This window comes from Bilifractor porci, from assembly GCF_009696005.1.
GTDB lineage: Bacteria > Bacillota > Clostridia > Lachnospirales > Lachnospiraceae > Bilifractor > Bilifractor porci.
This window is the reverse complement of record NZ_VUMV01000001.1, coordinates 262767-274951: the sequence shown is the minus strand read 5'-3', so window position 1 is coordinate 274951 and position 12185 is coordinate 262767. Positions and strand designations below refer to the sequence as shown.

General features: G+C 53.6%; 9 protein-coding genes. 8 read left to right on the top strand and 1 reads right to left on the bottom strand.

Features of this window, described 5'->3' with window-relative positions; translation table 11 throughout:
* The first annotated feature begins 183 nt into the window (after nucleotides 1-183).
* On the top strand, nucleotides 184-858 hold the full coding sequence (gene cmk / locus FYJ60_RS01205) for a (d)CMP kinase (protein ID WP_154456765.1): 675 nt from the start codon (nucleotides 184-186) through the stop codon (nucleotides 856-858).
* The gene (locus tag FYJ60_RS01200; protein WP_154456764.1) at nucleotides 855-2786 is read left to right on the top strand and encodes a bifunctional 4-hydroxy-3-methylbut-2-enyl diphosphate reductase/30S ribosomal protein S1; all 1932 of its coding nucleotides are present in this window, start codon (nucleotides 855-857) and stop codon (nucleotides 2784-2786) included. Before cmk ends, FYJ60_RS01200 begins: the two co-directional genes overlap by 4 nt.
* 149 nt (nucleotides 2787-2935) lie before the next feature.
* On the opposite strand, the gene FYJ60_RS01195 is transcribed toward FYJ60_RS01200, so the two are convergent.
* Nucleotides 2936-4114, bottom strand: a complete 1179-nt coding sequence (locus FYJ60_RS01195; RefSeq protein WP_154456763.1) for a ribonuclease H-like domain-containing protein — start codon at nucleotides 4112-4114, stop codon at nucleotides 2936-2938.
* Nucleotides 4115-4314: 200 nt separating this feature from the next.
* Here FYJ60_RS01195 and ruvA point away from each other — a divergent pair, with 200 nt between their 5' ends.
* The 6 genes from ruvA (at nucleotide 4315) to FYJ60_RS01165 (ending at nucleotide 12103) form a co-directional block, all read left to right on the top strand.
* On the top strand, nucleotides 4315-4935 hold the full coding sequence (ruvA, locus tag FYJ60_RS01190) for a Holliday junction branch migration protein RuvA (RefSeq protein ID WP_154456762.1): 621 nt from the start codon (nucleotides 4315-4317) through the stop codon (nucleotides 4933-4935).
* Nucleotides 4936-5050: 115 nt separating this feature from the next.
* Nucleotides 5051-6049, top strand: coding sequence for a Holliday junction branch migration DNA helicase RuvB (ruvB, locus tag FYJ60_RS01185; RefSeq protein ID WP_154456761.1), 999 nt, complete (start codon nucleotides 5051-5053; stop codon nucleotides 6047-6049).
* Between the two features lie 86 nt (nucleotides 6050-6135).
* A complete protein-coding gene (locus FYJ60_RS01180) occupies nucleotides 6136-6501 on the top strand; it encodes a cell division protein ZapA (protein WP_154456760.1) in 366 nt (121 codons plus the stop codon).
* A gap of 94 nt (nucleotides 6502-6595) precedes the next feature.
* Nucleotides 6596-8983, top strand: a complete 2388-nt coding sequence (locus FYJ60_RS01175; protein ID WP_408609141.1) for a peptidase U32 family protein — start codon at nucleotides 6596-6598, stop codon at nucleotides 8981-8983.
* Nucleotides 8984-9039: 56 nt separating this feature from the next.
* The gene (locus FYJ60_RS01170) at nucleotides 9040-10701 is read left to right on the top strand and encodes an FtsW/RodA/SpoVE family cell cycle protein (protein WP_154456758.1); all 1662 of its coding nucleotides are present in this window, start codon (nucleotides 9040-9042) and stop codon (nucleotides 10699-10701) included.
* Nucleotides 10643-12103, top strand: coding sequence for a penicillin-binding transpeptidase domain-containing protein (locus FYJ60_RS01165; protein ID WP_205838913.1), 1461 nt, complete (start codon nucleotides 10643-10645; stop codon nucleotides 12101-12103). The genes FYJ60_RS01170 and FYJ60_RS01165 overlap by 59 nt, the downstream gene beginning before the upstream one ends.
* The last annotated feature ends 82 nt before the right edge of the window (nucleotides 12104-12185 follow it).

The following is a 12185-nucleotide window of genomic DNA, read 5'->3' as shown; positions in this document are numbered from 1 at the left end:
ATTAACAGCTTGCCGTGTATTTGCAGCGTGCTGCAGGTGCTTTTGACACCTGTGTTATATTATAGTATACAATATAGGAACAGAAGCCAGCGTAGAAACAAACTGCTAAAATATACAATTCGATATAAAAATACTGCGTATGAATACGGATGGAAGGCTGCAGGAACAGAGCGGGAGAGGAATATGAGTTTTCAGATAGCGATAGACGGACCGGCGGGAGCCGGAAAAAGTACAGTGGCAAAGGCGGTGGCACAGAAGCTGGGGTATCTCTATGTCGATACCGGGGCAATGTACCGTGCCATAGGGCTTTATTTCCTGGACCACAGCTTGGACACAGAGAACGAAGAGACTGTCAGCAAAGGGACAGAGGGGGCGGATGTGACGCTTCAAATTATCAACGGCACACAGCATGTTTTCCTGAACGGTGAAGATGTTACGGAACGCGTACGCACAGAAAAAGCAGGCATGATGGCCTCCCGCATCAGTGCGCTTGCTCCGGTAAGGGAAAAGCTGGTTCGCATGCAGCAGGAGATCGCAGGGAAAAATGATGTGGTGATGGACGGGAGGGACATCGGGACGGTTGTCCTTCCGGATGCGCCCCTGAAGGTGTATCTGACAGCCAGCGTGGAAGCGCGCGCAGAGCGGCGGTGCCTGGAGCTGAAGACGAAGGGGCAGGAGGCGGATCTCCGGGAGATCGAGGAAGATATCCGGAAGAGGGACCGCCAGGACATGACCAGAAAAATATCTCCGCTCAGACAGGCGGAAGACGCGGTGCTGCTGGATTCATCCTGCCTGGACGCCGCGCAGGTAACGGAGCGCATTGTCAGTCTTGCGAAAGAACGGAGAATCAGGGCATGAAGATTACAGTGGCGGAATCCGCAGGCTTCTGCTTCGGCGTGAAGCGGGCGGTGGAGGAGTGCTTTCATCAGATAGAAAATGCAGACGGGCCGGTTTACACGTTCGGACCGATCATCCATAACGATCAGGTTGTGGAAGAGCTGAACCGGAAAGGCGTGCAGGTCATTTATTCGGAGGAAGAACTGGAACAGGTCCACCGTGGCGTTATTATCATCCGCTCTCACGGGGTGCCGGAGAGAATACAGAAAAAGATGGAAAGCCTCGGCGTAAAGGTGGTGGACGCGACCTGCCCGTTTGTGAAAAAAATCCATACCATCGTGCGGAAGGCCGGGGAAGAGGGCAAAACCGTTATCATAGCGGGAAGCCCGGATCATCCGGAGGTGCAGGGGATCATGGGCTGGGCGGCAGGCCCTGTCTATGCGGTGCAGTCCGCGGAGGAAATGGAAAGACTGGAGCTTCCGGCCAGAACAGAGGCGGTGCTTGTTGCGCAGACGACATTTCATGCAGGTAAATTTGAAGATATTGTTGATATTTTCAGGAAAAAGGAATATTATAACTCTGTGAATAACACTGTCTGCAGTGCAACTGACAAACGGCAGACGGAAGCGCGGGAGATCGCGCAGCAGGTAGATGCTATGGTTGTTATTGGCGGCAGGCATAGTTCGAATACCCGCAAGCTGTATGAAATTTGCATGGAAGAATGCAAAAATACTTACTTTATCGAGACACTCGTTGATTTGGACACGAAGCCTTTTCAATCATTTTCTCACGTAGGTATTACGGCAGGGGCATCTACCCCAAAAAGTATAATTGAGGAGGTTCACAGGAAAATGTCAGAAGAACAAACTTTTCAGGAGATGCTGGACAGCTCATTCAAAACGGTAAGAAACGGTGAAGTGGTAGAGGGAACCGTTATCGACGTAAAGCCGGATCAGATTATTTTGAACATCGGCTACAAGGCAGACGGAATCCTTACCAGAAATGAGTATTCCAATGATTCATCCGTTGATCTTACCACGGTTGCCAAGGAAGGCGACACCATGGAGGTTAAGGTCCTCAAGGTGAACGACGGAGACGGCCAGGTTATTCTTACTTATAAGAGACTGGCTGCAGAGAAGGGCAACAAGAAGCTGGAGGAGGCTTTCAATAACCATGAGGTTCTGAAGGCAAAGGTTGTACGGGTCCTGAACGGCGGACTGAGCGTCCTGGTAGACGGCGCAAGAGTGTTCATTCCGGCTAGCCTTGTATCTGATACCTACGAGAAAGACCTGGGCAAGTATCTGGATCAGGAAATCGAATTTGTCATCATCGAGTTTGATCCCAGACGCCGCCGCATCATCGGTGACCGCAAGCAGCTGATTGTCGAGAAGAAGAAAGCAATGCAGGAGGAACTCCTGGAGAGAATTCAGCCCGGCGATATTGTAGAGGGAACCGTAAAGAATATTACAGACTTCGGTGCGTTTATCGATCTGGGCGGGGCGGACGGACTGCTTCATATTTCAGAGATGTCCTGGGGACGTGTGGACAATCCGCGTTCTATTCTGAAGGTAGGACAGAAGCTGAAGGTTCTGATTAAGGACATCAAGGGAGACAGAATTGCCCTCAGCCTGAAGTTCCCGGATGAGAATCCGTGGCTGACTGCGGGAGAGAAGTATTCCGTAGGCACAGTTGTTACCGGCAAGATTGCCCGGATGACAGATTTCGGCGCGTTTGTAGAGCTGGAGCCCGGTGTAGACGCCCTGCTTCATGTTTCCCAGATCGCCAAGGAGCACATTGACAAACCGAGCGATGTACTCAGCGTGGGACAGGAAGTTACCGCCAAGGTCACAGACTTTAACGGAGACGACAGAAAGATCTCCCTCAGCATCAAGCAGCTGGAGAGAGACAGTGAAGACGGCGATTCCGAAGCGTACGAGACAGAGGAATAAGCAGGTTTTGTCAGAACGCGTACTTTCGAGTACAGCAGTTCGGACATCTGCTTCATCATCATTAGAAAAAGAAAAAAGACGGCACTGCCGTCTTTTTTCTTTTATGCACAATATAGACATTGTGCCTTTGCTTGTGCGGCCAACAGACTTTATGTTTTGGATGTGCCGCCTGCGGCAAGACAGCTGGCGGCCAGGACAGACGCGTATTTCGACAGTTTTTCGGGATTTCTGCCAAACTCCCCGTCCGGGCGGAACCAGAGCGGACGGTCATGGAATCCGCTGCGGAAGGCGGGAGAAAACAGTTCGTCCGGCTGCGGAAGAAAAAGTCCGGACACCCGCTGATAGCAGTTGGACGCTTTTGCTTTTTCCCTGTGCTCCGGATCTACGTAAACGGCGACGCTTTTATGGATCGCCTGATCTTCGACAGGCAGGTAATAATAGTTTTTATAGTCGGGAAAGAAAAGCTTTAATTCTCCCCGGTATGCCGGGATCTGCAGCGAAAAGGAGGAGTCTTCCGCGGAAAACACGGCAAGGTCGGACGCTGCCTGAAAACCTGTCGGAACAGGAAGCGTCAGTGTGCCGTTCAGGAATACTGAATCTGTATTTTCCTCGTTGTTTTCGTCACCTGGTTCGGAGAATAAAGGCTTCTGAAAATATTCCGGCTCCTGCCGGAAAAGCACATCATAGGCCAGCACCGGAAGAATCCGGAGAAGCCCTGTCACATCATCGTGGTTGTGCAGCAAAAGGATCCGTTCTGTGCTGCTGTCGCCGGTGCGGAGATACTGCTGATAGACGGGGATCAGTTCTCCCCCGTCACAGACATCCTCTCTTTCTGCGCCGAGAAATAATTCCACATCCTTCTGGCGCAGAGAACCCAGATGGAAAATCCGTTTCAGCGGCCTGGCGCAGCGGTACAGATCCAGACTGGGAAAAGAGAGAGAACGGTCCGCTCCGGTCTGAGGGCTGATGCGGTAAAATCCCAGCTTGCTGCGCAGATAAGGGATGTCAAAGGTATCTCCGTTAAAGTGAACCAGAAACAGGGTCTTGCCGTTTTCAACAGCCTGTTTCTCTGCATCCCCAAGAAAACGGTAAAAATCCCGCAGGCAGACGTCCTCTTCGACGGGGGAGTCCAGAAACCACTGCCGGAATGTCCAGATGCCGTTTTTGCGGAAGATCACACCGATCAGATAGATATGGGAGTTCCGCCACGAAAGTCCGGTTGTCTCAATATCAAAAAAGACTGGCTCTCCTTTTGCAAGCAGATGTCGCAAAAATAATTCTTTCTCTTCCGTCAGCGCCCTGCTGACCGGTTCTTCCAGTATTTTCATTTCGCTTCTCCTGACAGATTCGCTGCGAGTGCAGTGTCTGATACGAATTGTATCACAATCCTAAAGTATGTTATACTGTTCAAGTGTGCGAAAGCTTGACAGACAGGTTATAAAAAACGTTTTCCACAGGCAGCGCGGCCTTATTCGATTTCTTCGGGTGGGGCGCGGATTGCATAGGGAAGCGGTTTTGGAGATAATATATGATCGGATACATTAAAGGGACAGTTTCATATCTGGGGGAAAACTACATTCTTCTGGACAATCACGGAATCGGATACCGTATCTTTATACCTGCGGGTTATCAGGAGAGCGGGCTCCGGGTCGGAGACGAAGCACGGCTCTATACCTACCTGAACGTGCGGGAGGATGCGCTTACGCTTTTCGGTTTTCTGTCACAGGATGACCTGGAAATGTTCCGGATGATGCTGAATGTCAGCGGTCTGGGACCAAAGGGCGCGCTTGGAATTCTTTCCGTGCTCTCCGCGGACGACCTGCGGTTTGCCGTTTTGTCCGATGACGCGAAGGCGATCGCCAAGGCGCCCGGTGTCGGACAGAAAACGGCGCAGAAGCTGATTCTGGAGCTGAAGGACAAGCTCCGGCTGGAGGATGCCTTTGAGAAAAAGCTGGAGCATCAGCAGGCGTCTGAAGAAAAGAAAGACACTGCCGCGCCCGGAGGAGGGGCGGAGGCGGACGCCATTCAGGCACTGGTCGCCCTGGGATATTCCAATACGGAAGCCTTCCGGGCGGTTCACAAGGTGGAAATTTCCGCCGATATGGATTCGGAAGCCGTGCTGAAGGCGGCGCTGAAATACATCATGTGATAAGAGAGCCTTCGCTGCCTGCATGCAGGCCTGCGGGGCTTTGGTCAGGAATCATCCTATATAGATTACGTCCCGCAGGCGGACGCTGTGACAGGCATTTGTCCGGAGAATACAGATGGAGAAACGGATTATTCAGACAGAGGTTCAGAATGAGGATGTGCGGGTGGAAAAAAGCCTGCGTCCCCAGACACTGGACGAATATATCGGCCAGGAAAAGGCCAAACAGAATTTGAGAATATATATTGAGGCGGCGAAACAAAGGGGAGATGTCCTGGACCATGTGCTGTTCTACGGCCCACCCGGCCTTGGAAAAACAACGCTGGCGGGAATTATCGCAAACGAGATGGGAACGCACCTGAAGGTGACCTCCGGACCGGCAATCGAGAAGCCGGGCGAGATGGCGGCCATCCTGAACAATCTGCAGGAGGGAGATATTCTTTTTGTAGATGAGATCCACCGGCTGAACCGCCAGGTGGAGGAAGTGCTGTATCCGGCTATGGAGGATTATGCCATTGACATCATGATCGGGAAAGGTTCTTCCGCCAGAAGCGTCCGGCTGGAGCTTCCCAGATTTACGCTTGTGGGCGCGACGACCAGGGCAGGCCTGCTGACGGCTCCGCTGCGTGACCGGTTCGGCGTTGTACAGCACATGGAATTTTACACGGTACAGGAGCTGACGGAGATTGTTCTCCACTCCGCGGCTATCCTGAATGTGGAGATTGACGAGAAAGGCGCGGAGGAGCTGGCCAGAAGATCCCGCGGTACGCCCCGCCTGTCCAACCGGCTGCTGAAAAGGGTCCGCGATTTTGCCATGGTGCAGTTTGACGGAAAAATTACGGAGGAGGTGGCCTCGCTGGCACTGGATCTGCTGGAGGTGGATCAGTACGGACTGGACCAGACAGACCGGAAAATACTTCTTACCATCATTGAAAAGTTTTCCGGAGGACCGGTCGGTCTGGAAACCCTGGCCGCGGCGATCGGGGAGGATTCCGGTACGATTGAGGATGTGTACGAGCCGTATCTGATAAAAAACGGTTTTTTGAACCGGACACCCAGGGGAAGAGTCGCCACAGAGCGCGCTTTTCATCATCTGGGCATCGCGATTCCGGAGTGAGGAATTCGCCTTGCCACCAGTTTCTTTTGGAGTTACACTGTTGGAAACAGTTCAGTTCAGAGCAGAACAGATCAGGAGACCAGGCAATGGCAGAGAAAAAAAAGGTCAGAGTGCTAATTGACGGAAAAATCATCACGCTGGGCGGTTATGAATCCGAGGACTACATGCAGCGTGTCGCTTATTATATCAATACAAAAATCGCAGAGCTGTCCGCAATGCCGGGTTACAACAGGCTCACCGCGGATACGAAGGCGACGCTGCTTTCCTTAAACATCGCGGATGACTACTTCAAGGCAAAATCCCAGGTGGATGTCATGGAGCAGGATATTGAAAACAAGGATCAGGATACGTATGACGCGAAACATGACCTGGTATCTGCCCAGGTGGAAATTGCCCGTCTGAAGAGAGAGATTGACCGGCTGAGGAGTGGTAAGTCTGTTGAACAGAAATAAATTCCCGACAGAGAAAACGGATCATCGCAGTTGTTTTGCCGGAGCCGAGCTTCTTGCGCCCGCAGGCTCCGTGGAGGCTCTGCGCGCGGCGTTTATGGCAGGAGCGGATGCCGTCTATATCGGCGGAGACCGCTTCGGTGCGCGCGCCTACGCGGATAACCCCGGAGAACAGCAGCTGCTGGAGTCTATTGATCTTTCCCACAGGCTGGGAAAACGGCTCTATCTTACGGTCAACACGCTCCTGAAGGACCAGGAGCTGGAGGAGGAGCTGTATTCCTGGATGCTGCCCTATGTGCGGGAAGGACTGGACGGCGTTATCATCCAGGATTTCGGCGCTGTCAGGCTGTTTCAGAACATGTTTCCGGATCTTCCGCTTCACGCGAGCACGCAGATGACAGTCACGGGGCTCCATGGTGCGGAATTTTTACAAAAACAGGGATTTACGCGGATTGTTCCCGCCAGGGAGCTTTCTCTGGATGAGATCAGGGAGATCCGGCAGAAAACAGGGCTTGAAATAGAGTCGTTTATCCACGGCGCCATGTGTTACGCCTATTCCGGACAGTGCCTGTTCAGCAGTATGCTGGGAGGCAGGAGCGGAAACCGCGGAAGATGCGCCGGAATCTGCAGGCTTCCCTTTGAGGTTTACCGTGCGGATGAAACATTCCGTATCGGAGAAAAACTGGAATACCGTCCGGAAGGCAGGACCGGGTACAGGCCGGGTAAACGGCAGTCAGACAGGCGGGACTGGCACGGCTCCCGGAATTCCGGGAACAATCCGCAGAGAGAATATTACCCGCTTAATATGAAGGATATGTGTACGGTGGAAATCCTTCCGGAGCTTCTTCGGGCCGGAATCTGCTCCCTGAAGATTGAGGGACGGATGAAAAAGCCGGAGTATACGGCGGGAGTTGTCTCTGTGTACCGGAAATATCTGGACAGGTACGCCGAAAATCCTGACGCGGCATCCTGGCGGGTGGAGGAAGACGACCTGAGGTTCCTCTGGGATCTGTTTAACAGGGACGGCTTCAATAGAAGTTATTATTTTGAAAAAAACGGGCGCGATATGATCGCCCTGAAAAATGAGAAGCTGGATCATGTCCGGCAGCAGGCTGCGCAGGAGCTGACAGACCGGATACGGAGGGAGCTTTCTTCCCCGGACCGGCAGAAAAAACTGCAGGCACCTGTGGAGGGAACGCTCGTTCTTCAGGAGGGCAGGGCTCATCTGGAGCTTGCGGTCTGTCTGCCTTCTGCGGAAAATGCCGGGACGGGTTCCCGTCCGGAGGTTTCCCTGGATAAAGCTGGTGTGCAGAGGGCGCAGAATCAGCCGATGACCGAAGAACGTGTCAGAAAGCAGATGAACAAGACCGGGGGCAGCCAGTTCTATTTTTCTTCCCTGGATATTCACATGGAAGATTCCCTTTTTGTCCCGGTTCAGCTGCTGAATGAAATACGGAGAGAAGGCTTTTCTCTTCTGGAAGAAGCCTGCCGGAACGCGTACCGGCGCGAAAGCGGGGAAGGAGCTGACGCCGCAAAGCACCGCCCTGGTGTATACGAATACCGCCGCGGAGGCAGGAAACCGTATCAGGAATCTGTGATTGAGGGGAATTTCCCCGAGGCGGATGCGAAGATCAGAAACGGGCGCCTGCCGGTTTGGGCGGCGGTGGAAACGGCGGAACAGGCGGCGGCTCTTGCGGGAAAGGAAAGCCTGGAGGGGATTTATCTGCCCGCCCGTCTGTTTCTGGGGCCGGACAGAATCCGGACCCTCCTGCAGAGCATGCGGGAACATGCCATCCTGCCGGGGCTTGCCCTGCCTTATATTTTGCGAAGAGACCAGGTAAAGGAGGCCGGTCGGGCTGCAGAAGCTTATCTGGACATCCTGGACGGTCGGACACCGGCTGTTCTGGTGCGGAACCTGGAGGAAGTCGGGCTGACGGCAGAAATTTTCCGGAAAAGAAATCTGGATACCGCGGGCGGCACCATACTGGACAGCACGGTGGGAACCATGAATACCGGGGCGGAAAAATGGTTTGCCCTGTCCGGGTTTCCGGTTAATACTGTCTCTCCGGAGCTGAACCACAAAGAAATGCTTCGCAGGGACAACAGCCGCTCGGAGCTTGCGGTCTACGGCAGAATCCCTCTGATGTTTTCACAGCAGTGCCTGCAGAAAACCATGGATGCCTGCAATCACGGGAGAAATCACCTGATCCTGAAGGACAGAAAGAATATCCGGTTTCCGGTCCGGTGCGACTGCGGAACCTGCACCAATATTATTTACAACTCACTGCCGACCAGCCTTCTGGGGCTGAAGGAGGAAGTACTGCAGACCGGCTGCCGTTCGGTACGGCTCTGTTTTACGACAGAGGACAAAAACCAGACAGACCGTGTCGCCGACGCTTTTCTCCGGGTTTATGCCGGAGACGGGGAACCGGGGGAGGAGCTGGAACAGACAACCCGCGGACATTTTCACAGGGGCATTCTCTGACGTACCGTATCGTCTGGCCGGAACGCGGACATGCTATGCGAGGAAGATAACAGGACATGAATACCATCGTTTCACAGGCATCAAAATATATCCTGCTGGCTCTTATGGTGCTGTTTACCATAGAGACCTATATGGTGCTGCGCCGCAGGGACGAAAAGTCCAGAAACCGTATCATGCGGAAGCAGATCGGCCTGATGGTCATGTTTAATCTGGTGGCCTATCCGACCATGTATCTGCTGTCCGGGGATTTCCAGATGCTGGTGATGTTTCTGGCTGTCGTCTGCTTTATTCTGGTCGTCCAGGTGCTTTACCGCCTGATCTACCGGCGCGCCTCCCTGATTCTGCTTAATACCATGTGCATGATGCTTTCGGTCGGCTTTGTCATCCAGTCCAGGCTTGGAATGGATACGGCCATGAAGCAGTTCATCATTACGTCTCTGGCCACGCTGATCTGCTTTATCATCCCGGTGTTTATCCGGAAGGTCCGTATTGTGTCCCGGCTGACCTGGCTGTACGCGGTGGCCGGCATCGGGCTTCTGGGAGTCGTGCTTCTTTTCGGACGCATCACCGGAGGGGCGCAGCTCTCGGTTTCGCTGGGCGGCATTACGTTTCAGTTCTCTGAATTTGTTAAAATCACGGTAGTCCTGTTTATGGCCGGCATGCTGCAGAACCGTCACGATTTCAAGACTGTTCTGGTAGTCACGCTGGTGGCGGCTGTGCATGTGGGGATTCTGGCTCTCTCGGCGGATCTGGGCGCGGCGCTCATCTATTTTATGGCATATATCGTTATGGTCTTTGTGGCTACCCGGAACCCCGGATATGCTTTCCTCGGACTGGGAGGAATGGCGGGCGCCTCGATTATCGCGTACCGACTCTTCGAGCATGTGCGTGTCCGTGTCGCCGTCTGGAAGGATCCGTTCCAGGATTACGAGGGAACGGGCTACCAGATTGTCCAGGCGCTGTTCGGTGTCTGCGCCGGAGGCTGGTTCGGAACCGGACTTTTCAAGGGAAATCCCGATATGATTCCGCTTGCCTATGAGGACTTTACCTTTGCCGCCATCTGCGAGGAATTCGGCGTCCTGTTTGCCATCTGTCTGATTCTTCTCTGTATGGGGATGTATCTGCTGATTGTCAATATCGCCACAAAGCTGGAAAAGCCGTTCTACAGGCTGGTAGCAGTCGGGCTGGGGACGGAATACGCCTTCCAGGTATTTCTGACGGTCGGCGGAACTACAAAATTTATTCCCATGACGGGAATTACGCTGCCCCTGATCAGCTATGGCGGAAGCTCCATCATGTGTACCATTATCATGATATCTATCATTCAGGGGCTTTATATCATGCGGACAGACGAGAGCCAGGCAAGAGAGGAAGAACGGATGCAGCAGCGTCTGCGCCGACGGATTTCCGATCAGGAGCAGTACCTGAAGGGGTACCGGAGCCCGGCGCGGCGGGACGGTTATTCCGGGCAGGGGCAGGGAACCCCCGTACAAAATGTCCGCTATGGCGAGAATTCCCGGAATGGCGGCGGTGATGCCCGTGCAGGATATGCGGACGGCGGGACGACAAAAATCATCCGTAAGCTGAACCGCTCGCAGAACGGGCAGAATCCCGCGGATGGACGAGAGAAAAAGAACGGACAGGAGATCGGAGATACGGATGAGCTCGCAAAAAAAATCGAAGAACAGACAAAAAACGGACTTGAAATCCATTACTAGGCCGTACCGGATTGTTTCCTATATCAGTCTTGCCCTGTTTGCCTCTCTGATCGGCTACATGGTGTATTTTCAGGTGTTTCTGAGTGATGACCTGCTGAACAGTCCGTATAACAAGCGGCAGGAGATTGTGCAGGAGCAGATTGTCAAGGGCTCTCTGCTGGACAGGAGCGGAAACGTTCTGGCGGAAACCGTCACCGCAGAGGACGGGACGGAGAGCAGGAACTATCCCTACGGAAATCTGTTCGCGCAGGCGGTCGGCTATTCGGTCTACGGAGGCAGCGGACTGGAATCCACGGAGAACAGTACCATGCTGCAGTCTCACGCGGATATTGTGACGCAGATGCAGCAGGACATCCAGGAAGAAAAGAAGCAGGGGGATAACGTAACCACAACCCTGTCCGCCGTGCTGCAGCAGGCGGCATCCGATGCCCTGGGGTCCAACAGGGGTGCTGTTTTTGCCATGGACGCGGACACGGGGGAAGTTCTGGTGGATTACAGCAGCCCGAATTTTAACCCGAACACCATCGAGCAGGACTGGGAGTCTCTGGTAAACAGCGAGGACGGTGTGTTCCTGAACCGGGCGACGCAGGGCCAGTACCCGCCCGGATCCACCTTTAAGATTGTGACGGCGCTGGCCTACTACAGACAGCACGGAACCTTCGATGATTTCAGCTATACCTGTACCGGAAGCTATGAGAGTGACGGCTACACCATCCACTGTGCCGGAAACGAAGTACACGGACAGGAGAGCTTTCAGGACGCCATGGCGAATTCCTGCAACTGCGCGTTTGCCTATATGGCGGTCAATCTGATCGACAAGGATCTTCTCCGCCAGACGGCGGATCAGATGGGATTTAATCAGGATATTCCGGTGGAGCTGCCGTATAACGGAGGCGAATTTTCACTGGATGCCAATACACCGAACCAGCTGACCATGCAGACGGCTATCGGACAGGGCGATACGCTTGCAACTCCCATGCTGATGTGCATGATCGCGGATGCCGTGAAAAACAACGGCCAGATGATAACGCCCATCTTTGTGAAAAGCGTTGACAGCGCCACCGGAAGCAATGTTAAAACCGTGCAGCCGCAGGTGTTTGGTGAAGTGATGACGACGGAGGAAACCCAGGCGCTGGAACCGCTTCTGGAAGCGGTGGTGCAGCGGGGGACGGCAGCGGATGACCTGAGCGATCTTCCGTACCAGATTGCGGGAAAAACAGGAACCGCGGAATACGGAGATATCAGCGAGGGGAAGGCCCATTCCTGGTTTACCGGGTACACCAATACCGGAAACAATGATATTGTGATCTGCGCGGTTGTGGAAGACGGCGGAAACGGCAGGGCTCCGGCCACACAGGTCGCAAGAAGTGTGTTTTCTGCCTGGGGAACGGGAACTTATTAAATTGGCAAAGGCACTTTTGGCACTTATATTATGATGCTGGGGTCAAAAGGTATTTTGGCCCCAAATGATACCCTCGGATTGC